Source organism: Spongorhabdus nitratireducens (assembly GCA_947387575.1).
GTDB lineage: Bacteria > Pseudomonadota > Gammaproteobacteria > Pseudomonadales > Endozoicomonadaceae > CANDOC01.
The window spans coordinates 265,578-286,452 of the sequence record CANDOC010000004.1 but is presented as its reverse complement, the minus strand read 5'-3'; the positions used below and the strand labels follow the sequence as shown (position 1 = coordinate 286,452).

The window sequence follows — 20,875 nt, the reverse complement described above, 5'->3', positions numbered from 1 at the left end:
GCACCGCAACTGCCCCTGCAGCTGCAATTGTTTATAATGGCCCCAAACCCAATCATGACAACAGCTTCACCTGCAGGTCTGGAAAGGCTTCCAGGATACGGTCCCCTACATGACGAATACTGAAAACCCGACGCTTTCAAAAGGCAAAAAAGCCGATTTCAACAAACTGCAAAAGCGCCTGCGACGCAACGTAGGTCGGGCCATTGCCGACTTCAATATGATTGAAGACGGCGACCACATCATGGTTTGCCTGTCCGGTGGTAAAGACAGCTATGCCATGCTGGATATTCTGATGAATCTTCAGCAATACGCACCGGTTAATTTCAAGGTCACAGCAGTCAACCTGGACCAGAAGCAGCCCGGTTTCCCCGAGCACATTCTGCCGGACTATCTGAAGTCCATCGGTGTTGACTACCGTATTGTTGAAGAGGACACCTACAGCATCGTCAAGGAAAAGGTGCCGGAAGGTAAAACCACCTGCGCGCTGTGCTCCCGCCTGCGCCGGGGTATCCTCTATCGCACTGCTTCAGAACTGGGTGCCACCAAAATCGCACTGGGTCACCATCGGGAAGATATTCTGGAAACCCTGTTCCTGAACATGTTCTATGGTGGCAAGTTAAAGAGTATGCCACCCAAACTGGTCAGTGACGACGGCAAGCATGTGGTCATTCGACCACTGGCATACTGCCGCGAAAAGGACATCATCAAGTTTGCTGACCAGAAAGCATTCCCGATCATTCCCTGCAACCTCTGCGGTTCACAGGAAAACCTGCAGCGTCAGGCCATCAAACAGATGCTGACCGAGTGGGACAAGCGCTTCCCGGGTCGTATCGAAAGCATGTTCAAAGCGGTGACCAATGTGGCTCCGTCCCATCTGGCTGACACCAATCTGTTTGATTTCGTCAACCTGAAAGCGACCGGCTCACCGGTAGAAGATGGTGATACCGCCTTTGATGCTCCGGAAATCAGCTGGCAGCCATCTGCCGAAGAACTGGATGACGATGAGACCGAAGCCCAGCCGGTCAATATTGTTCAGTTTGCCGGCTGAAGCTTGGGAGTAAACCTTTTTCCTCTGGTTTACTCCTGATCCTCATTGCCCTGCCCCTCTGGTTCTTTCCAGAGGGACTTGTCCGGCTCATTCAGTTTCCAGTCATACTGATATTCCAGCGGGCCGCCATATTTCAGCATTCTTGCTTTGTGCTCCGGCTGCAGATACTGCGCCAGATGTTGTTGCAGATCCTGCCGGCTACTACCAAAGTCATCCGCATACCATTCAAAGATACGTGACAGCATCAGGCGACCATCTGCAAAGCTGACACCCTTCGGCTGATTGATAAAGCGACTGGCTGCTGCTTCAAGCTGGGCCTCAGCATTGGCTGCTGTCAAAGCCTGCAGCGGAAGATCCGGGCAACCCAGGCTGGCACAGTTCACAACATAGTGAATACGTTTATCCTGCCACAAGGGGCGCAGAATTCTGTGTTCTACATCATTTAACGTCAGCTTTTGGCCGGCAATTTTGAGCAGCGAATCATTCCATGGTCCAAAGCTGAACCAGCCACTGCCGGTTTTGGTAATTGAACCTACCGGGTAGTGATCAAGAATATGGGCGACAGTGCGGGCATTGTAGAGATTGACCCAGTAAGCAAACTGCTCTGCCTTGCGATATTTGCGTGGATCCAGACTCTGAAGTTGGGTCAGATAGTCATCCAGCAGCTTGCGGTCAGCTCCGGTGACAGCACGATAGTCAAAAACCCGGTAATGGCCATCAGCAACATCTTCCAGATAGTCATCCAGCAGTTCTTGCCACAGGGAATGGTTGATTGTTGCAGTTGATTTCTCGTCACTCTGATCCCAGAGTGACCAGTATTCGCTGGAAGGAGCAGCCTGCAACTGAAAAGACAGCAACAAGCAAAACCCGACAATAACCCGCCAGCTGTTTTTTATTATCACGGACATGAACGACCATCTCTTGCGATGATGGCAAGCGTATTATCAGGCCCGCTTACCTCAGGCCTGCCATTGCTGAAACAGTTTTATACTATTACAGCAATGGCAGGCCTGTAAAAGCTCCGTTCACCTCAAACCGGAGCAATCTGGAAGGAAACTCAGGACGACGAGCGATCCAGCCACTCTTTCGGTTCCGCAGCCTCGGCCGTTGCAATGGGTGCATCATAACGAACCAGATCATTAACTCGAATCATCGCACTGATCTCATCAACATACTCCGCACCTCTCTCAGAGTAGACATGCAGCCCGGGAGCCAGATAGAGGCCGGAAATAAATATCTGATTGTCCCGACCATTGCTTCGCAGTTCTCGCAATCCCTGGTAGCCCGGATGTGTGTTGATATTCAGGAAGTAGGCTGAAACCGAGTCCCCGACAGAGTCGAATTTACGTACTTCATAGGTTTCTCCTTCAGGACGGCCGGAAGGCACAATGCCGCAACCTTTGGAAAAACACCATTGACCAAACATATTGTTGCCCAGACGGGCAAAGCGAGAGGTACCCCAGGCTGATTCATTGGCAGACTGCGCCAGCACCATAGATACTGGCAGCTGATCAACCCGCATCAGCAGATCATCAAACCAGGATTCATCCATGACCCGGTCCGGTGACATCCGGTAGCGACGGGCCAGTGCCTGTACCCACTCAAGGTCGTCTTCTTCTGCCGCCAGATCATCCTGTATATCCATAATACGACGTCGATCAGACATCACCCGCCGGTTTTCCGCATTAACAAAAGGCCGCATGAAATCGAAAAAAGCCGCTTTCTTTTCTTTGACGTCCGTGATCGCTCCAAAATTAGGCAGATCACCGGTATCGATCGCGACCTCTTCTACGGTATCTGTTTCACCACGCTCAATTTCAGCAACAACAGGCTCTTCAGCCTTTTTTTCCGGTTTTTCTGCCGGTTTTTCACCCAGGCTGAAATGCAGGCAGATCAGTAGAAACAGTAGAAAAGTGGTGACAGAAAGAAATCGTTGCATTCACACTCCGCTGGATATTATCGGTTTTTTTAAATAGTCTGATCTTAGGGGCTGATTTACCAGGGACTGGCAATGCTCCTGAAAAATGTAAGCGCGATAATAATAACACTAAACCCTCCGGCTCGACTGCTGTCGTCTCACCCTCAAGAGGGTCCTGCCGGCAAAGGAGGCATCGCACATGATCCTTTCCCACGTCTGGGGCCTGATGGCTCATCCCGACCGTGAGTGGCATAGTATCCGAGAGGAACACTCAAGTATTTTCAAACTGTATTTATCCCATATTTTGCTACTGGCGGCCATACCGGCTGTATGCGGCTATATCGGAACCACCATGACCGGCTGGACGTTGCCGGGTGGTGGCGAGATACACCGCCTGACCGCCGACAGCGCTCTCACCATTTGCGTTCTGGCCTGGTGCGCCATGATGGTGGGTGTTGCAGTTATGGGCGGCTACATTCAGTGGCTGGCACAGACCTTTGACCGCAAGCCTGCGTTGTCTGATTGCATTGCGTTCAGTGCCTATACTGCAACCCCGATCTTTCTGGCCGGCATCAGTGCCCTGTGGCCATCGCTGTGGCTGGCCATGATTGCCGGTATCGGATCGGTTAGTTACTCAGTCTGGCTGCTTTATGGCGGGCTGCCCATTTTCATGGATCTACCCAAGGAAAAAAGCTTTGTCTTTGCCAGTGCAATTCTGTGCATCGGTCTGGTAATGATGGTTGCCATGCTGGCAATTACCGTCATTTTCTGGGGCATGGATATCGGACCAGAGTACCTCTAACCCCGGATACTCTCTAACTCTCAGGCATGGTCGTTCAATCAAAACGGCCGTGCCCTATTCCTCACAACCTTCCTCTACTATGAGTAGCAATACTAATCTTTACTCATATTTCAAATCACATTAAAAATACGCAACACTGCGACTGGCAAGGATTCATAACAGTTTATAGACTGTTTTCCCCGCAGGCTGTGATTCAGAAATGTGTGCTCTGGACAAGCTACCTGCCAAAACCAATCAGGTAATCGACATTTGTTGGTGAACACTTAAATTGAGCAACGGGCGCTGACATGAATACCCTGAACGACAAACTCCTGATAGAACGACGGGTCAGCTCACTGCTCGAACAGGCAAACAGATACTTTCATCGTACGTTCAAACAGCCTGATATCCAGCTTGACCTGAGAGGTGAAGCGGCAGGGCAGGCCTGGCCCACCAGAAACCTGATTCGGCTGAATCCGGTTTTGTTGCGCGAAAACAGACATCACTTTATTCACCAGACCGTTGCCCATGAAGTGGCACATTTGATTGCACCTGAGGTATATGGTGACCGGATTCGTCCCCACGGCAAGGAATGGAAATACGTGATGCAGCAGGTATTCAATTTACCGGCCGAACGTTGTCACTCCTACGATATACGTCATACGACAAGACGTAGCTATATCTATGAATGTGCCTGCCCGGGAAGAGAGATTCCCCTGACAGGTATTCGACACAACCGGATCAAGCGAGGAACAGTTTACCTGTGCCAATCCTGTGGTCAGGCTGTCAAATACAAAGAGTCTACCTGACAGCCTTTACAGCATTTGAGAGTCAGGCTGGGTATTCTTCTTTCAGCCTTGCCTGTAACTGAATATCCGCGATAACACAGCGCAGTACACCCCGAGGATAAGTGTCTGCATACTGCGTCTGAATCGCTTTGATAGTAGAGCCATCTCGGGACTGCTCCAACTGCTGGCGGATACTGGACAGATCATCCGGTCTGATATCCACCAGCGAACGCAACGCAGCAACACCATCACGAATCGCGCCGGCCATATGGGCATAGACGGTGCTCTCGGTAATTCCCCGCTGGGCAGCAATCATATCCACATGCATGCCGGACTGAACCAGCACTACAATTTCTTCACGGTCTTGGCGCTGGCGCTCCATTCGAGCCTCATCACTCTGATTATTAATCAGGTTCAGGAAGGCATCTCCATACATTTCCAGCTTATGCTGCCCGACGCCATTAAGGCGTAATAACTCGTCCTGAGAGGTCGGCTTGAATGCCACTATTTCCCTCAGAGTTTTATCATTGAAGATCATATAGGGCGCGACATCCTGTTCAAGCGCCAGTGTTCGCCGAAGCTCACGCAGGTTGCTCCAAAGCGCCTGATCTTCTTCAGATTCAATTTCCGGTATATCCGCCGACTGTTTCTTCTCTTTTACTGCTGCGATCTTGCCCCTGTCCTCCCGCAGCATTAACACTTCTTCATTACGAAGCAGCGGGCGGCACTTGTCATTCAGCTTTAGTCCGCCATGACCGTCAACATCAACGTTGAGATAGCCTCTGGCAATCAGCTGGCGGAATACTGAACGCCACTGGCTCAGGTTTTGCTCTTTTCCAATACCAAAGGTCGACACCTGATTGTGACGGGCGCTGACAACCTTGTCGGTTTCTTTCCCCAGCAATACATCACAAAGATGAGCCACACCATAAATCTGCCCGGTACGATAGACACAGGACAGCGCCTGACGGGCAACATGAGTTCCGTCCCATACCGGGGCAGGATTAACACACAGATCACAGTGTCCGCATGGTTCTTCCAGCGTTTCTCCGAAATAAGCCAGCAAAGCCTGACGGCGGCAGCCTGTGACTTCGCATAATGCCAGCATGGCTTCAAGCTTTTGCTGCTCTATAAGCCGGATCTGGGGATCCAAATCGGACTGTTCACGAAGCTGGCGCAACAGAATGACATCCTGTAGCCCGTAAGCCATCCAGGCATCAGCCGGTAATCCATCCCGCCCTGCCCGGCCGGTTTCCTGATAGTAAGCTTCAATACTTCTTGGCAGATCCAGATGGGCCACAAAGCGAACATCCGGTTTGTCGATCCCCATTCCGAAGGCAATGGTTGCCACCACAATTACGCCTTCCTCTTTCAGGAACCGCTGTTGATTGGATGCTCTCTCCTCGGTCGTTAACCCTGCATGATATGGGAGTGCCCTGAAGCCCTGGGTGTTCAGCCATTCTGCGGTTTCCTCCACCTTGCGCCGGGACAGGCAATAGACAATACCCGCATCCTCAGCATGGGAGCGCCGAATGAAATCCAGTAACTGCTTGCGAGCCTGTTGTTTCTGGGTAATTCGATAAAAAATATTGGGCCGATCAAAGCTACTGATATAGACCTTTGCATGCTCGAGCCCCAGCCCGCTGATAATTTCCTGCCGGGTGCGATCATCAGCTGTCGCCGTCAAAGCAATACGGGGCACATCAGGAAAGCGCTCTTTTAATAACTGCAGACGCCGGTATTCAGGCCGAAAGTCATGACCCCACTGGGATACACAGTGTGCTTCATCAATGGCAAACAGCGATATTGGCATTTGCTGCAGTAATACCAGCGTTCTTTCCTGCAGCAGTCGTTCCGGTGCCATATACAGCAGTTCCAGCTCGCCCCGCTGCAGCTGCCATTCAATTTCCCGCTGCTCTCCCGCAGATAGTGCAGAGTTCAGAAATGCCGCCTTGAAGCCCAGTTGATTGAGGTTTTCTACCTGATCCTGCATCAGAGCGATCAGCGGCGAGACCACAATAGCGACGCCGGGACGCACTCTGGCCGGAATCTGGTAACACAGGGACTTACCTCCCCCGGTTGGCATCAGTACCAATGCATCCTCACCTTCCACCAGCCGCTGGATAATCGCCTGCTGCTGACCACGAAAAGAGTCATAACCAAAGACATTACGCAGAACATCAAGTGCTGCATCCGGCATATACGGCATCCATATTACTGAGAGAGGGGAAAGAGGCCTTTATTATACTCACAATCAGTCACAACTCGCGCCATTCCTGCCAATACTCCGGTTATCAGGCATCAGACTATGATCTGCAAGCACTGCGCAGTACAATCAGCGTTTTATTCCTGTGGCGTTCCTGCTGATGAAACACACTGAAGTACCCCACGATCTGGAAACCTTTCTGGAAGATTTCCTGCTATCTGACCGGGTTGATGAAGAAGCACTGGATTACCTGTCTGCTCATGGTTTCATGACAGCACTGTCTATTTCGCCGGTAGACGTCCCTCAGTCCCAATGGATGGAATGCCTGCTGAATACCGAGCCCAAGTGGGAAAGCCCGGAGCAAAAACAACAGGTTGAAGCTGCCCTGCTGGAGCAGCTGGCCCGCATTGACCGTGAAATCAATGAGGAAGAAACCCTCGAACTGCCCTGCGACCCGGTTCTGGGTAAAGACCCGGACGAATCGGAGCTGAGAGCCTGGAGCTTCGGCTTTATGGAAGCCGTTTATCTCAATGAGCCGGCTTGGTTCTCTGATAATGAACAGGAAGTCAGCGAACTGTTGCTGCCCATCATGCTGGCCTCCGGCCTGTTCGATGATGAGCCCGAGTTCAAGGCCATGTACAAGGACAAGGAGCTGGTTGAGGATATGTGCTGCCAGATCCCGGAAGTTGTGACCGAGCTTTACCTGCTGATGAGAGCTTCAGCACAGTAATGCGCTCTGATAACAGCAGTACAGTCTTTAGAATGTGCTGCTGTTAATTAAAAAAGAAATAATAAATAACTTTTTAATTTCGATTAAAAAAATGAAACGACTTTAGAGGATACAGCCGCTCTCCTTGTCCTATGCTATGAAGTAGACATTTCTATTTCATACGCTCAGGGAAGATGCAGTATGCCTCTTGATCCAATAAGACCGTCGACGCCAACCACAACCGACCAATCGTCAGTGTCAGTGACGAATGATACTGACAAAGCTCCAGACCAGCTCGAGCAACAAGAGCCAGTAAAAGGTCGAGCCTTTTCCCGTAGCGTCAAATCCCAGACTCTGGAAAGTGAAGGCAAAAAATTTGTCAGCGCTTTCAAGCGTCAGGCGGAAGGCCATTCGGGCCCCCCTGTTTCCATTGGAAAGAGGCTCGCAAAAGGTTGGGACTCTTTTAAAGGTATATTCACTCGCAACAAGGATAGCTACACTCTCGCTCAGCCAAAAGAAACCGGGCACAAGAAAGAAGCCAAAGAAGCACAACAGCGGGCTACCCGAATTGCCAATGAAGTAGCAACCGCAGTCTCCAGCCAAAAACCAACCAATGTTGAAACAGTTAAGCCTCGTGGGACCAGACCGGAACCACCACCCAAACCTGCGTGGCTTTCTGAAAAGGTCAAACCTTCACAGCCTCAAAGGCACCATTCAGCTCCTGCGGGAATAACACCCCAACCAGAAGCAACTCAAAAGTCAATTTTAAAGAAAACCACATCGAATCCGCCTGATCACCCGGCTCCGCAGCCACCAACACCCGAGGCAAAAGAGACCAGAAAAGTTAATTTCAGTGATGAACTGGAGTTTGTTGAACCTCCAGAACCATTTGATACAGAACCTCAGGTTGAGGAAGATAAAGTTTATGACACCATCCCTGAAAACTTTGTGCCCAGAGCTGAGCGCGAGCAGATTGCAAAATTCACCCGGGAAATCACGGAAGCAAGACAAACACTTAACGAGCTGAAAGTTAAACTGAAAGCCAAGCATACCGCCTGGCGAGTACGTTTTGCGATCAATCGGTTGCAGAAAAAACATGCAAAGCTCCAAAGAAAGGGGGCTTCACTCGAGCAACAGGCCGACTTTCTCAAGCAACAAGTGGATAAATTACTTAACAAGCACAGTCGACGTATAGACAGGGCTGGTATTAAGCTCGACTCAGGAATATCTTTCAAGCAAAGATCGATTACAGAGGGGACACTGACTACTCACAGTCCTGCCCCGACAATTCCTGCCCCTCCGCCACCACCTGATTTTTCAGATGTTATCTATGACAAACCAGTGAGGCCTCTGCCCTCAAACACGCCTATTTACCAGCGCCTGGTACAAGAAACCATGGTTCGCCCTGAAGACAGTCCCTACGAACAAATGAAGCCAGTAGGAAGTGTTCTCAGAAAACAGTCCTCAGAAGAACGAACATATGAGAACCCCTCTACTTTGGATGATTTGAACCAAAATCCAGAGAAATTCAGTGACTACAACCCTAGTACTGATTATGCAAATCGTGATGCGCTACAACTGGATATAGATAAGCAGAAACTGGAAAATCACTATGATACTCCCCGCCGGACAATCGCATCCGGACCTAAAAAAGACCGGCAGTAACATAGAACCAGGAAGCAAATTAAAGCAGGAGCAAAACAATGGGCGGCGGACCAGGTGGAGTTGGAGGCTACAGGGGCGGAATTAAAACCCCACTGGCTGAAATTGCAAGCAAGAACCAGGAATCAGAGGCATCTCCAAAAGCCACAAAAAGCTGGAAGCAGCGCTTCGTATCCTTTTTCAGCCCTAAAAAAAGCTATAGCCCTAACAAAAAAGGAGCCGCGGCAGCTCGACAGCAAGAGTCCAAGCCCCTTGAACAATACAAGGTTTCTAAAGAAACTTCTCCCATTCGCGTGTTACACCAGCCGGCACCGACAACCGGCCAAGCATACGCCGCGATCCTGAGCCCTGCCGATCGGGCGCTACAGCAGCTGCAAGGTGATTCAGATAATTCCCCGAGTCTTCAATATTTAGAGAAATATCTGAGCACCTCCAAGAATGCTCACTCAGTAGAGCAATTTTATGAAAGTCTGGCCGATAAAGCATTCGAGAGCGACCTTGACCCCCAAGTCTGGCGTCAAGCTACAAATCTGATTCAGGGGAAAGTAGCTGAACACAAGGTTAATGCGCTACTGAAACAACCATTGTCACCAGACCAGCTACTAAGACAGGCAGCTCATCTAAAACTCGAATATCAACATACTCCTTTTAGTGATCAGGTTTCACAATTACTGGATCAACATCTGCCAACTGTCGACGCTCCACCTGTCCCACAACACAGAAGGTCACCACAACCCCAGAGAAAGGTTGATACGACCAGGTCTGAAACACCACAACCGCAAAAAACAAACCTGAGCCCTCTAGCTCTTAAAGGCCTAACAGCTACTAAACGTCCAAGCGTCGTTGGCCTTCAAGCCCAGCTACGCTCATTAGGTAGCGACCAAACTTCAGTGAAAGAGCTTAATACCGAACTCTCTAGTCTGCTGAAAAGTGGCCGGATAACAGAGCCAACGTTTAATGCAGCAGCAAAACTGACTCACAATAAGCTTGCAGAACAAAAGCTTGATGAAATTTACAACGATCCCGGCATCGTCAATAAAGAACAGGCAGTTCAAGATAAAATCAGCTACTACAGCAGCATTGACGTTCCATTACTGGCTGATGGGTTGAGAGAGATCCACCAGATTCGCTACGCAAGCTCACAGTCAACTCAAAACGCTGTACCAGCACCCCGGCAGCAGACAACACCCCGTTTACCAGAACAACTTGCAAGTAAAGTTCCTCAGGAAACAGCATCGCAGGAATCAATCAATCAGAATAGTGACCAACTATTTACTGACCTTAGAACAGCAAGCGCACAGCTTCACAGTGCGAAAGACCTGCACAACGCAACTACTATTTCCGGTGGGTTACGCTTCCGGAATATTCTGCCTCCCAAGGCATCTGAAGTTTTAGTTGGCCCAAAGGGTGAAGAGGAAGCCATCAACGCCAACTACGTCGGAGACTTCATTGCCCTGCAAGGTGTCATGAACACAAGTGAGGCAGGAAATCCACGCTCAAGAGACCTCACTTTCAACATGTTCTATGAGCAGGGTACTAATACTGTAGTGAATCTGACGAATAACAAAGATCTCAAAGGTGCCGGCGGAAAAAGTCTGGAAGTCAAATACTGGCCGGCAGAGGGAAAAAGCTTTTATGTTGAAGGTGGCATGAAAGTCACAACCAAGCACATTGAGGCGGGAGCGGATTATGACGTCATAACCCTGCAGCTGGGTGGTGACAAGTCCAATGGATATGCCAACTTATCCTCCCGACCAGCCAAAGAGGTCAAGATTTTCCACTTCCACAAATGGCCAGATCACGGTGTTCCTTCCGGAAAGAATCTCGAAGCTTTCCAACGATTTAATACTGCGATAGAGCAGCATCCTAAAACAGGAAAGGTATGTGTCCACTGTAAGGCCGGTGTGGGCAGAACCGGAACATTCATCGTTCTTGATCAACTCAAAAAGGGAATCGCGTCCGGAGAAATTACCCGTGAAAACCTCTTTACCAAAACAACCGAGCTGGTTTACGAGGGACGCAAACAGCGTGGAGAACAGTTTGTTCAAAGCCCCCAGCAGCTCAAATTACTGCTGACTCAAGGACTAAGTATTCTGAATTCAAGTAGTCCTGCACCGACATCCAGAAGCCAGCCTGTTACCCAGTCCAGTACACAGGGTATTTCAGGTGAACAATTATTAAGGGCGTCACAACAACCCAAAATCAGCCCAGATGTTATGGCGCAAAAATTCTTTGGCAGCAACAGCGAAACAGCTACGCCTTACAACACCATTGAAGATTTCCACCGTGACGTAGCCCGGCTTGATGCATACGGTTTGCAACAGCTGGCACAGGAATTTGCTAATGAGGTACAACGCAACCCCTGGAGGCTGGAAGATGATGACTGGAGTTCAGCAATAGGCGAAGCTGCAAGTTATATCAATGAAATTGCCGCAAGACAGCGTATCCCTGGAGCTGCGTCAGCCGTTAGCAATGTTTTCTGGGAATCTGGAATTGTCACCGGCAATTAACTTGATGCAGTATTCTCAGCTGTCACATTAAGCAGGTTTTATAACCATGCCTGAACAATATTCTGTAATACTCAATGGGCAGTTATGCGATGGCGTATCTCTCCAGCAGGCCAGCCAGCGGTTACAGAAGTTGTTCAAGGCAACGGCCAAAAAAGTTGAGAGTATGTTATCCGGACAGCCTGTTGTTCTTAAACACAATCTGGACAAACAAACCGCAGAAAAATACAAAACAGCTCTGCTGAAAGCTGGAGTTATGTCTAAAATCCAGTTTCAGCGCCCCAGAGCAAAATCAGCCGTAAAAGATATCACTAAATCAAGTAACCAAGGGCATTCACCCAGTACTCAACAACCAACCCCTGATTGGGAAGTGATGCCCCCAGGCACATCCATTGGCGAACCCAAACCCGCACATTTTATAGAACCCGACACCGGCCATCTCGATATCTCACCACAACAGGGTTATATTGTGGAACAGAATCAGACGCCGGCACCGCCCCCTCCGGATACCAGTCACCTCGCACTGGAACCTCGTTAGCAGCCGGCTTGTTACTTTCTATATTTATAATCTGTTCAAGGATATCGCTATGAAGTCAATCTGGCTCCGTTGCCTGACGGCTTTTGCCACCCTGCTGCTAACCCTGCACGTCAATGCCGCGACCGCACCTGATGCTACTGCCCTGCCCCGTGTTGAACTGGATACCTCTGCCGGCAAGATGGTGGTAGAACTTTACCCGGCCAAAGCGCCCATCACTGTGAAGAACTTTCTGGATTATGTGAACAGCGGATACTACGACGGTGTTGTGTTCCACCGGGTTATCAGAGGCTTTATGGTTCAAACCGGCGGCTTTGAACCGGGCATGAAGAAGAAAGACACCAAAGCACCTATCAAGAACGAAGCCAACAATGGTCTGAAGAACGAACGCGGCACTCTGTCCATGGCACGCACCAATAACCCGGACAGTGCTACTGCCCAGTTCTTTATCAACGAAGTTGATAATCCGAACCTGGATTACAGCTCCCGCAGCGCCGGTTACGCCGTATTTGGTAAAGTGGTTGAAGGCCTGCCGGTACTGGACAAGATTGCCGCAACACCCACCAAGACCCTCGGCTTTTATCGTGATGTACCAGAGCAGGATATCCTGATCAAAAAAGCACAGGTTATTAAGCCGGAAGAAAAAGCCAAAGCCCCGGCTCAGGGCGGATAAGATTCTTCGCCAGAAAGCAAAAAGCCGCCCTGAATCAGAGCGGCTTTTTGTTTAGAGCCTGTTCATGATCTTTCGTGGATAGCGAAAATGTTGAGAAAAACCTCAGGTGCTTCGATTTTTCGAGGCGCATAGTGGTGCTATGTAACGAGGAAAAGCGGAGCACCTGAGGTTTTTATCGGCATTTGCAGCCCACGATAAGATTGTGAACAGGCTCTTAGGTCTGAAGATAACCTCAGGACTCAGTCACTGAACTGACGACGTCCGGCAAAGGCATGGCTCAGCGTGCCACCATCCACAAACTCCAGCTCACCGCCTAACGGTACGCCGTGAGCGATACGGGTCACATCTACCGCATCGTTACGCAGCTGCTCGGCGATATAGTGCGCTGTCGCTTCACCTTCCACTGTCGGGTTGGTAGCCAGAATAAGCTCTTTCACCTTACTCGCCCGTACCCTGTCTATCAGTGAATCAACACCGATATCCGAAGGGCCGATACCGTCCAGTGGTGACAGATGCCCCATCAACACAAAGTAAAGGCCGTCGTAACCAGCCGTCTGTTCAATCGCGAGCACATCAACCGGGGTTTCCACCACACACAGCTGAGTAGCGTTACGCTTGTCACTGGAACAGATATTACAGACATCCGTTTCACACAGCGTTCGACAACGGCTGCAGTAACCTACGCCGTCCATTGCCCGGTCCAGGGCTCTGGCCAGACTCTGACCGCCACTGCGGTCACGTTCCAGTAAATGAAGTGCCATCCGCTGGGCCGACTTGGGACCAATCCCCGGCAGGCAGCGCAGTGCATCCATCAATTCCCTGATCAGCGGGCTGAATGACATAGTTCGATATCGTTCCGGTCTAGTTCCGTGTGAGTTCCGTTTTACTTTGCGTCAACAGTTATCAGAAAGGCATCTTCATGCCGCCCGGCATGCCCATACCGCCGGTAATACCGGCCATTTTTTCCTGATTGTTGGCTTCGACCTTGCGAACAGCGTCGTTCACCGCTGCAGCCAGCAGGTCTTCCAGCATTTCCTTGTCTTCTTCCATCAGGCTGTCATCAATGGTGACACGCTTGACGTCATGACGACCGGTCATTACTACCTTAACCATGCCTGCGCCGGATTCACCGGTAACTTCGGCATTGGCCAGCTCTTCCTGAGCCTTCTGAAGCTGCTCCTGCATTTTCTGGGCCTGCTTCATCAGATTGCCCATACCACCTTTCAGCATTCTCTACCTCATTCTCACATTAACGCTCACGCGGGCTGATTGACAGGATCCCGCGGAGCAATGGATTCATCGATAACCTGCGCTGCAAACCGTTCGACCAGTTGCTGTACATGGTTATCTGCGTAAATAGTGTCTTTCGCCAGCTGCAGCCTTTCTGCCTTCAGCCGGATACGCCGGGCGGCCGGCGTTTCAGAAACAACGGTGCCCAATGTTACCGCGACTTGTACCGGGTGTCCCAGCAACTCAGACATGGCCTTGGTAATTCGCTGGTCATGGGTCGGGTTATGCAGCGTGGCATGGGATTGGTCCAGCCTTAACTCGATCCGGTCCGGTTGAGCTGATACCAGCTCACAGTGCGATGCAATGGTGCCTGTAACACCTCTCAGACCCAGCAGCTCAAATACCTGCCACCAGTTGCCTGGAGTAATCTTTTCCGGTAATTCCGCCGGCAGTTCCGGGTTTACTGCAACTGCAGACGGTTCAGTTTTTTTTGGTTCAGGCTCCTGCTTTACAGCAGGTGGGGCCGTTTCAACTTCCGGCTTAACAACCTGAGGTTCAGGTGCAATTTCAGTATGAGCCGGAGGCATCTGACTGAGATCAGCAGCAGGCGCACTGTCTTCAGGCGGCATACCACTGTCATAAATACCTGCCATATCTGCCGGGTGAGGTGGCTCTTCCTGCGGAGCCAGATCAGGCAATGGCTGCGGTGCTTCGGCAGGTGATTCCTGAACCGGAACCTCAGCTACAGGCTCTGGTGCTGTTTCAACTACCGGAGCTGGCTCTGCCTGTAATAAATCATCATTGTTGGCAGTGCTGTCTGGATTACTTTCTGCACCCGTATCAACAGGCGCTTCCGGTACTGTATGCTCCACCCCGGAATCAGCAACAGGTTCAATGGGCGGGGTATTATCCGGCTGATCCGCCCCTGGAAGCAGCGGCTGTTCTACCGGCGCACCATCTGGTCGGAAAGCCAGCATTCGCAGCAGCGCCATTTCAAAGCCGGTGCGCGGGTCTGGTGCCAGAGGCAGGTCACGCCGGCCAATCATGCCGACCTGATAAAACAGGTGAACATCTTCTGCGGTTGCCCTGCCCGCCAGTTCCTTAATCTTTTCGCCGTCACCCTGACTGTTATCCACCGCACCTGGCACACTCTGGCCAATAGCGATGTGATGCAATACCGACAGCATTTCCGCCAGCACCGAAGCATAGTCCGGTGCATGCTCAGCCAGTTCAGCGACTGCCTGCAACATGCCGGAACCATTATGTCCGATCAGCAACTCCACCAGTCGCAGTACCTGACTACGATCGATGGTGCCGAGCATGGAGCTGACATCCGCTGCAGTGACATTGCCATTACCAAAAGCAATAGCCTGATCTGTCAGACTCAAGGCATCCCGCATGCTGCCATCAGCGGCGCGACCAAGCTGCCACAGGGCTTCCTGCTCGAAACTCACCTTTTCTTCTTTCAGTACATTGTCGAGATGACCAACAATGCGCTCGGGCGACATATTCTTCAGACCAAACTGCAGGCAGCGGGACAGAATCGTCACCGGCAGCTTCTGCGGATCAGTGGTCGCCAGCAAAAACTTGATATGGGGCGGCGGCTCTTCCAATGTTTTCAACAAGGCGTTGAAACTGTGCATGGAGAGCATGTGCACCTCGTCAATCAGGTACACCTTGTAGCGGCCACGGGTCGGTGCATACTGCACGTTATCCAGCAGCTCGCGGGTATCATCCACCCGGGTACGGGACGCCGCGTCAACCTCAATCAGGTCAACAAACCGGCCTTCATCAATTTCCGTACAGGCGGAACAGACGCCACAGGGCTCCGAGCTGACACCCTGCTCACAGTTCAGGCACTTGGCGAGAATCCGGGCAATGGTGGTTTTACCAACCCCACGGGTGCCGGTGAATAGATAGGCATGGTGTAACCGTCCCGTATCCAGCGCATTGACCAGCGCCTTCAGTACATGGACTTGTCCAACCAGTTCCTTGAATGTTTTTGGCCGCCATTTGCGGGCCAGTACCTGATAGCTCATGAGCCGGATCAGTGCTCCGAACAAACCTGTTAATCAAAACGGCGCCCACGCGAAAGCATCAAGCGAAACCGCACATTGAACAGGGGCCATGGAAAAACTCTATGCTAACCAACTCGGTAGGAAATTGCACGATACGGCAAAACCGGCCAGTAAACACAGGATAAAAAAGAAGGGATATAAAGGATAATTTGTAGAGAAGAGTTTGGAGGCAGATCCTGCCAGCCGACACCCCGGCACACACTCGCACTGCTACCGTTGCTTCCTTCCGGACCTGGCGGGATTCACAGCTGACTGTTGCGGGGGGACCGACAGGACCCACCATTGCAGTTCCGAATTGCTCGGACGCGTTGCATTCTCGCTGAAAGGCGGCGGCATTGCAAGCCACATCCGCAATCTTTCTGTTCAGACCTCAAGCGGAAGCTGAACGTCCTCAATCCGGTCGAACAGCGCTTCATACTGTTTGGTCAGTTTGTGCTCGGGTGCAAAATAAACCAGTGGCTTTGAGGCACCATGAGATTCCCGCATTTTTACTGACTGCCCCAGATAATCCGGCAGCACCTTGTAGCCATCGGACATCAACTCTTCAATCAGTGCCTGGGGCAGTTTTACCCGGGGCTGGAACTGGTTGACCACAACACCTTCAATCACCAGATCACGGTTATGGTCTTCACTCAGTTCGGCAATCTCGCTGTGAATGCTGTACAGCGCCCGCTGAGAGAAAGCATCGCAGTCAAAGGGAATCAGGCAGCGGTCCGCCGCAATCAATGCCGAGCGGGTATAGAAATTCATCGCCGGTGCGGTATCAATATAAATCCGCTCATAGATTGAACCGAGCGACTTCAGCGCATCACGCAATTTGTAGATTTTATGTTTGGTTTCCAGCTTGTGCTCCAGCTCGTCCAGCAACGGACTGGAAGGCATCACACTGAGATTGGCAAAAGGCGTTTTATGAACAAAGTCCTTTGGCTCTTTGGAAAACAGATTAAAAGACAGTGACTGCTCAAAAAAATCGGCAATGGTATGACGCAGCTTTTCATCCTTCAGCCCCAGCAGATACTGGGTTGAATTACCCTGCGGATCAAGATCAACAACCAGCGTCTTGTACCCTCGGGACGCACTAATTGCCGCAAGATTACAGACGATACTGGACTTTCCCACACCACCTTTCTGATTGAATATAACCCGGCGCATCTGGCCGCCCCTCCCCCTGAACTATTGTTATTTATCCTGCTGCTGCAGGTAACATGACGTTATCGGGATGCCCCGGTGAATTCAACTGCCGCCACGGCGATCCTGAAAACCTTAATCTGGATATAGCTATGGATTATGCCCAGGCCAGACAACAGCAGTCCGAGCTGGCACAACAAGTTATTCGAACGGACAGCTTCGGTGAAATCCGGCAGGTCGCCGGTGCCGATGTGGGTTTTGAAGATAACGGCCAGACAACCCGGGCCGTGATTTCCCTGATGTCCTGGCCACAGCTGGAATTACTGGATTATCGCATTTACCGGGAGCCTACACGTATTCCCTATATTCCCGGCCTGCTCTCGTTTCGCGAGTGCCCTGCCCTGCTTGAATGCCTGCAGCAACTTCCGGCTCAACCCGATCTGATCTTCTGCGACGGCCAGGGCATTGCCCACCCGCGCCGGCTCGGTGTTGCCTCCCATCTGGGCATACTGGCGAATATACCCACCATTGGCGTTGGCAAAAGCCGGCTTACCGGCGAGCACCAGGCGGTACCGGATCAACGGGGCGCAATTAGCCCGCTGACAGATAATAATGAAGTGATTGGAAATGTGTTGAGAACCCGAACCGGCGTCAAACCGCTTTATATCTCTACCGGTCACCGGGTTTCACTGGAAACAGCGACACAACTGGTATTACAGGCTGCGCCGAAATATCGACTGCCGGAACCCATTCGCTGGGCTGACGGCATTGCATCAAGAAGGGCTTCTTTTATGAAAAGACTGGAGCACACCACCCGGTTACCGTGACTTCAACAACTGCCAACAGTATTCGGAGCGGCATGCACCTCTATTCTTAATTCACACGGGTCAGCTTGACACTCACCAGTCCGTTACCCTGAATCAGGGTATTATCATCAACGATCTTCCACCCCTCTTCACCTTCCTTGTTTTTGAAGACCAGATACTTTTCTGAGCCGGACTCACGCACAAAGATTTCGTCAAACATTGTTCTGGAACCACCGGACTCAATAAAGTCAGCACCAATAACCAGTTTGTCCGAACCCATGGCACCGGCCATAGAACTCAAAAATTTGTTGGAAGAATCAGCTTTGGCCTCATACTCACCTTCAAAGCCGTGCCCTCCACAACCGGTTAGAACAGCGGAGATTGTGAGCACGATAAGATACTTGAAAAATTTCATTCTAAATTCCGTTTTTTAGATCGACTTATTGTTGTGATAACCGGGCTGACCCGCCCGGCAAGGTTAATATAAACGACTGCTACTGCCGTCTGCGTGCAGGTAGACTGCATCGGTCAGCAGTTTATTTTTGTCCAGGTATTTAGCGATCGTCGTCAGGGTAGCGGTATAGATTTCGCCGTCATGATCATCGGTTGATACATCATCAACAAACCAGTTACCCAGCATTCTTTTTACCGGACTGACATCGACATGCTGAGGGTCAAAATGAGCGGCACTGTTAACCTTGAGCTGGGCAATATCAGTGGTCTGATAGATCGATGCATTAATCACATCAAGCGTATGCTCAGTACAGTTCTGATAATCCTGGCTAAACGGATTGGCAATTACCGAGTAACTGCCATTATGCAGTCGTGCCGGCACACCGGTAGCAATGGCTTTCATGATCCGTTGCTGCAGCTCAGCCGTCGGGATAACAATACCCGCTCTGAGAGCGTTTACTCCCCAGAAGAAATCAACCGGGTAATCGACTACCAGCTCACTTCTATCCAGCTGGCCTGCAACCTGGTAAAGGTTATGAATAGCATAACCGTTGACCTTCTCCCCGCTTGCCAGGGTAATGGTTGAATAAACACCGATCGCGGTATGGGTAAAGTTGATACCGTTCGGCAAATCAGCAGGATTGCGACCTACACGCCCGAGAATAAAGACCTGCGCACCTTTTTTTGCCGCATATTTTTCAACGGATTTAGCAAAGGCCTCGATCTGCTCGACACTGTATACAGCATCTTCAGTCTGGGCACTGCCACCATGACTCAAGACTGAAAAGGAAAACAGCAGGACTGCAAAGCATGAATTAAGTGCCTTCATTGAGCAGCATCCTGCTGTTTCATCATCTGCAGGGGTGACGGCGCTGCGGTGATTGTCTTCTCAGTAACAGGCAATTCCGCCGGCTGGGTGGCAAACTCGATCATCGCAGTTCCTGCCTGGGTTGAGGCCTGGCTGGTACCACCCACAACAACAAGAGGAACAGCGGATACAGCACTGCCTACCTTAACTGTTGCAGACGTACCGTGGTAAGCGGCTAATGCAGAGTGCCTGCTGGCAGTTGCTGACTGGTCAGAGGCTCCGCTTTCGGCTTGCACGACAGTACTTGTGAGAACTAGCATGGTGGCCATTAGTTTTATTATTTTCATAAAGCAATCTCCTTGCTTGTTTAAAAGTACTTTTTATTCTGGAAGACGCGTGAGGAGTATCATGCCATAGACATGAACTGTGTTCTGGGGCATTTTCTTTCGGGATTTTATGATACTTGCTGAATCTTGCTCTAGTCTGGCACTGATGCTCGAATGATTTTTCAGACTCCCTAAACTTCCTCTCTTTTCATGAATGCAAAGAGCAGTCGAGATACCCAAGATATGATTTAAAAAATGGTGCTTGCTTGGAAGAGAATATCATCTGGATAATCTTGGCCAAATACCACAGTCACTCGTTAGATTTTAATTTTCTCATACTTCAGGCTGTATTCTTTTTCATCGACAACCGCTTTAAAGATACTTGCATGAGGGAAGTTTTTCTTCCAAGAATCTTTAACCCTTTTCTCAAGGTTGTCATCTGAGTTAGCACCCAGCACCACTCGTTTGATTGCATCAAATGGGAATTTGAATAAGTGAATGGTTTCTCCATGAACTATCTTCGTCTCATCGGCATCACAGAGTGCAACCATCATTCTCCATTCATTTTCATAGCGCCATGCTTCATCTTTGAAGGTATATAGATCTTCTTCACTTAATTCTGATAGTGTGTAGTGTCTTCGTTGAGGATCATAATCAACTTGAACAAGATGCCTGAGAGAGTCAGACTCAGTTTTTCTTTGATTGAAAAAAATGTTGCTGGTGTCGAACTCTATCATGAAACCCTTGTGTGAATTTGCATAATGTGCCCACATCAAATGATCATTCTCATTCTCGGTCAGGCATAAAACACCAACAGTTTCCTGCAAAGTATCATGTGCTTTCCCTTGAAGAAGGTTTGCTACTGGCTTTTGTAATGCCTTTACTCCACTTAATAATGAGGAACTACTTCCTTCAGTTATTTGTTTGAGTAAATCGATCGGGAAGACTGCTTTCTCTAGCTCTGAAAGAGATTGATATGTATCCTCTACTATTTCATCAAAATTACTTTCAAAATGATTTTTAATTTCACTGTCACTAGCAATGTTGTCAATAACAGGTCTTAGTTCAAAAGGATCATTGAATGATCTAGCAGTGCCGAATTTTAGCGTCCCGTGTTCTAATACGAGAACACCATTCTCATCTAGATATTTATACATATGTTTGCTTAAAATCTAACGCCCGCATCATAGGCAGACGACGCGAAGCGGCGGCTGTCCTT

The 20,875-nt window shown here is 50.1% G+C and carries 20 protein-coding genes and 1 other RNA gene; 9 read left to right on the top strand and 12 right to left on the bottom strand.

Annotation, left to right across the window (positions count from 1 at the left end; translation table 11 throughout):
- Nucleotides 1-109 precede the first annotated feature (109 nt).
- Entirely contained in the window at nt 110-1,048 is a 939-nt protein-coding gene (gene ttcA, locus ACYZZ0_RS09735) for a tRNA 2-thiocytidine(32) synthetase TtcA (RefSeq protein ID WP_461536422.1), read from the top strand.
- Between the two features lie 29 nt (nt 1,049-1,077).
- Here the strand turns inward: ttcA and ACYZZ0_RS09730 are convergent, their stop codons facing one another.
- Entirely contained in the window at nt 1,078-1,956 is an 879-nt protein-coding gene (locus ACYZZ0_RS09730) for a DUF547 domain-containing protein (RefSeq protein ID WP_461536421.1), read from the bottom strand.
- A gap of 149 nt (nt 1,957-2,105) precedes the next feature.
- Nucleotides 2,106-2,987 (bottom strand): glucosaminidase domain-containing protein, encoded by an 882-nt coding sequence (locus tag ACYZZ0_RS09725; RefSeq protein WP_461536420.1) that lies wholly within the window; start codon nt 2,985-2,987, stop codon nt 2,106-2,108.
- A 178-nt stretch (nt 2,988-3,165) separates the two neighbouring features.
- Here ACYZZ0_RS09725 and ACYZZ0_RS09720 point away from each other — a divergent pair, with 178 nt between their 5' ends.
- Nucleotides 3,166-3,768: a Yip1 family protein gene (locus ACYZZ0_RS09720; RefSeq protein ID WP_461536419.1), complete on the top strand. Its 603-nt coding sequence runs from the start codon at nt 3,166-3,168 to the stop codon at nt 3,766-3,768.
- Nucleotides 3,769-4,055: 287 nt separating this feature from the next.
- On the top strand, nt 4,056-4,556 hold the full coding sequence (locus ACYZZ0_RS09715) for a SprT family zinc-dependent metalloprotease (protein WP_461536418.1): 501 nt from the start codon (nt 4,056-4,058) through the stop codon (nt 4,554-4,556).
- A 22-nt stretch (nt 4,557-4,578) separates the two neighbouring features.
- Here ACYZZ0_RS09715 and recQ read toward each other — a convergent pair whose 3' ends face one another.
- Nucleotides 4,579-6,735, bottom strand: a complete 2,157-nt coding sequence (gene recQ, locus ACYZZ0_RS09710) for a DNA helicase RecQ (protein WP_461536417.1) — start codon at nt 6,733-6,735, stop codon at nt 4,579-4,581.
- A gap of 166 nt (nt 6,736-6,901) precedes the next feature.
- Between recQ and ACYZZ0_RS09705 the strand changes: the two genes are divergently transcribed.
- The 5 genes from ACYZZ0_RS09705 (at nt 6,902) to ACYZZ0_RS09685 (ending at nt 12,827) form a co-directional block, all read left to right on the top strand.
- Nucleotides 6,902-7,471, top strand: a complete 570-nt coding sequence (locus ACYZZ0_RS09705; RefSeq protein WP_461536416.1) for a YecA/YgfB family protein — start codon at nt 6,902-6,904, stop codon at nt 7,469-7,471.
- Nucleotides 7,472-7,651: 180 nt separating this feature from the next.
- Nucleotides 7,652-9,115 (top strand): hypothetical protein, encoded by a 1,464-nt coding sequence (locus ACYZZ0_RS09700; RefSeq protein WP_461536415.1) that lies wholly within the window; start codon nt 7,652-7,654, stop codon nt 9,113-9,115.
- Between the two features lie 38 nt (nt 9,116-9,153).
- Complete coding sequence (locus ACYZZ0_RS09695) at nt 9,154-11,622, top strand: tyrosine-protein phosphatase (protein ID WP_461536414.1); 2,469 nt, start codon at nt 9,154-9,156, stop codon at nt 11,620-11,622.
- 46 nt (nt 11,623-11,668) lie between these two features.
- Nucleotides 11,669-12,157 (top strand): hypothetical protein, encoded by a 489-nt coding sequence (locus tag ACYZZ0_RS09690; RefSeq protein ID WP_461536413.1) that lies wholly within the window; start codon nt 11,669-11,671, stop codon nt 12,155-12,157.
- 49 nt (nt 12,158-12,206) lie between these two features.
- Nucleotides 12,207-12,827, top strand: coding sequence for a peptidylprolyl isomerase (locus tag ACYZZ0_RS09685; protein ID WP_461536412.1), 621 nt, complete (start codon nt 12,207-12,209; stop codon nt 12,825-12,827).
- A gap of 239 nt (nt 12,828-13,066) precedes the next feature.
- Here ACYZZ0_RS09685 and recR read toward each other — a convergent pair whose 3' ends face one another.
- From recR to ACYZZ0_RS09660, 5 genes are all read right to left on the bottom strand, one after another.
- Nucleotides 13,067-13,669, bottom strand: coding sequence for a recombination mediator RecR (recR, locus tag ACYZZ0_RS09680; RefSeq protein ID WP_461536411.1), 603 nt, complete (start codon nt 13,667-13,669; stop codon nt 13,067-13,069).
- 61 nt (nt 13,670-13,730) lie between these two features.
- The gene (locus tag ACYZZ0_RS09675; RefSeq protein WP_461536410.1) at nt 13,731-14,057 is read right to left on the bottom strand and encodes a YbaB/EbfC family nucleoid-associated protein; all 327 of its coding nucleotides are present in this window, start codon (nt 14,055-14,057) and stop codon (nt 13,731-13,733) included.
- Nucleotides 14,058-14,083: 26 nt separating this feature from the next.
- Complete coding sequence (gene dnaX, locus ACYZZ0_RS09670) at nt 14,084-16,096, bottom strand: DNA polymerase III subunit gamma/tau (protein ID WP_461536409.1); 2,013 nt, start codon at nt 16,094-16,096, stop codon at nt 14,084-14,086.
- A 213-nt stretch (nt 16,097-16,309) separates the two neighbouring features.
- An RNA gene (gene ffs, locus ACYZZ0_RS09665) (signal recognition particle sRNA small type) lies at nt 16,310-16,407 on the bottom strand.
- A gap of 91 nt (nt 16,408-16,498) precedes the next feature.
- Nucleotides 16,499-17,287 (bottom strand): ParA family protein, encoded by a 789-nt coding sequence (locus tag ACYZZ0_RS09660; RefSeq protein ID WP_461536408.1) that lies wholly within the window; start codon nt 17,285-17,287, stop codon nt 16,499-16,501.
- A 53-nt stretch (nt 17,288-17,340) separates the two neighbouring features.
- Between ACYZZ0_RS09660 and nfi the strand changes: the two genes are divergently transcribed.
- The gene (nfi, locus tag ACYZZ0_RS09655) at nt 17,341-18,090 is read left to right on the top strand and encodes a deoxyribonuclease V (protein ID WP_461536407.1); all 750 of its coding nucleotides are present in this window, start codon (nt 17,341-17,343) and stop codon (nt 18,088-18,090) included.
- A gap of 46 nt (nt 18,091-18,136) precedes the next feature.
- On the opposite strand, the gene ACYZZ0_RS09650 is transcribed toward nfi, so the two are convergent.
- From ACYZZ0_RS09650 to ACYZZ0_RS09635, 4 genes are all read right to left on the bottom strand, one after another.
- On the bottom strand, nt 18,137-18,484 hold the full coding sequence (locus tag ACYZZ0_RS09650; protein ID WP_461536406.1) for a hypothetical protein: 348 nt from the start codon (nt 18,482-18,484) through the stop codon (nt 18,137-18,139).
- Between the two features lie 63 nt (nt 18,485-18,547).
- A complete protein-coding gene (locus tag ACYZZ0_RS09645; RefSeq protein ID WP_461536405.1) occupies nt 18,548-19,351 on the bottom strand; it encodes a DUF2145 domain-containing protein in 804 nt (267 codons plus the stop codon).
- The gene (locus ACYZZ0_RS09640; RefSeq protein WP_461536404.1) at nt 19,348-19,677 is read right to left on the bottom strand and encodes a hypothetical protein; all 330 of its coding nucleotides are present in this window, start codon (nt 19,675-19,677) and stop codon (nt 19,348-19,350) included. Before ACYZZ0_RS09640 ends, ACYZZ0_RS09645 begins: the two co-directional genes overlap by 4 nt.
- A 296-nt stretch (nt 19,678-19,973) precedes the next feature.
- Nucleotides 19,974-20,813: a DUF2971 domain-containing protein gene (locus ACYZZ0_RS09635; protein WP_461536403.1), complete on the bottom strand. Its 840-nt coding sequence runs from the start codon at nt 20,811-20,813 to the stop codon at nt 19,974-19,976.
- Nucleotides 20,814-20,875 lie beyond the last annotated feature (62 nt).

Bases quoted from the DNA above. Each gene is read 5' to 3' on its own strand.
- ttcA (WP_461536422.1), top strand. From the start codon at position 110: ATGACGAATACTGAAAACCCGACGCTTTCAAAAGGCAAAAAAGCCGAT.
- ACYZZ0_RS09730 (WP_461536421.1), bottom strand. From the start codon at position 1,956: ATGTCCGTGATAATAAAAAACAGCTGGCGGGTTATTGTCGGGTTTTGC.
- ACYZZ0_RS09725 (WP_461536420.1), bottom strand. From the start codon at position 2,987: ATGCAACGATTTCTTTCTGTCACCACTTTTCTACTGTTTCTACTGATC.
- ACYZZ0_RS09720 (WP_461536419.1), top strand. From the start codon at position 3,166: ATGATCCTTTCCCACGTCTGGGGCCTGATGGCTCATCCCGACCGTGAG.
- ACYZZ0_RS09715 (WP_461536418.1), top strand. From the start codon at position 4,056: ATGAATACCCTGAACGACAAACTCCTGATAGAACGACGGGTCAGCTCA.
- recQ (WP_461536417.1), bottom strand. From the start codon at position 6,735: ATGCCGGATGCAGCACTTGATGTTCTGCGTAATGTCTTTGGTTATGAC.
- ACYZZ0_RS09705 (WP_461536416.1), top strand. From the start codon at position 6,902: ATGAAACACACTGAAGTACCCCACGATCTGGAAACCTTTCTGGAAGAT.
- ACYZZ0_RS09700 (WP_461536415.1), top strand. From the start codon at position 7,652: ATGCCTCTTGATCCAATAAGACCGTCGACGCCAACCACAACCGACCAA.
- ACYZZ0_RS09695 (WP_461536414.1), top strand. From the start codon at position 9,154: ATGGGCGGCGGACCAGGTGGAGTTGGAGGCTACAGGGGCGGAATTAAA.
- ACYZZ0_RS09690 (WP_461536413.1), top strand. From the start codon at position 11,669: ATGCCTGAACAATATTCTGTAATACTCAATGGGCAGTTATGCGATGGC.
- ACYZZ0_RS09685 (WP_461536412.1), top strand. From the start codon at position 12,207: ATGAAGTCAATCTGGCTCCGTTGCCTGACGGCTTTTGCCACCCTGCTG.
- recR (WP_461536411.1), bottom strand. From the start codon at position 13,669: ATGTCATTCAGCCCGCTGATCAGGGAATTGATGGATGCACTGCGCTGC.
- ACYZZ0_RS09675 (WP_461536410.1), bottom strand. From the start codon at position 14,057: ATGCTGAAAGGTGGTATGGGCAATCTGATGAAGCAGGCCCAGAAAATG.
- dnaX (WP_461536409.1), bottom strand. From the start codon at position 16,096: ATGAGCTATCAGGTACTGGCCCGCAAATGGCGGCCAAAAACATTCAAG.
- ACYZZ0_RS09660 (WP_461536408.1), bottom strand. From the start codon at position 17,287: ATGCGCCGGGTTATATTCAATCAGAAAGGTGGTGTGGGAAAGTCCAGT.
- nfi (WP_461536407.1), top strand. From the start codon at position 17,341: ATGACGTTATCGGGATGCCCCGGTGAATTCAACTGCCGCCACGGCGAT.
- ACYZZ0_RS09650 (WP_461536406.1), bottom strand. From the start codon at position 18,484: ATGAAATTTTTCAAGTATCTTATCGTGCTCACAATCTCCGCTGTTCTA.
- ACYZZ0_RS09645 (WP_461536405.1), bottom strand. From the start codon at position 19,351: ATGAAGGCACTTAATTCATGCTTTGCAGTCCTGCTGTTTTCCTTTTCA.
- ACYZZ0_RS09640 (WP_461536404.1), bottom strand. From the start codon at position 19,677: ATGAAAATAATAAAACTAATGGCCACCATGCTAGTTCTCACAAGTACT.
- ACYZZ0_RS09635 (WP_461536403.1), bottom strand. From the start codon at position 20,813: ATGTATAAATATCTAGATGAGAATGGTGTTCTCGTATTAGAACACGGG.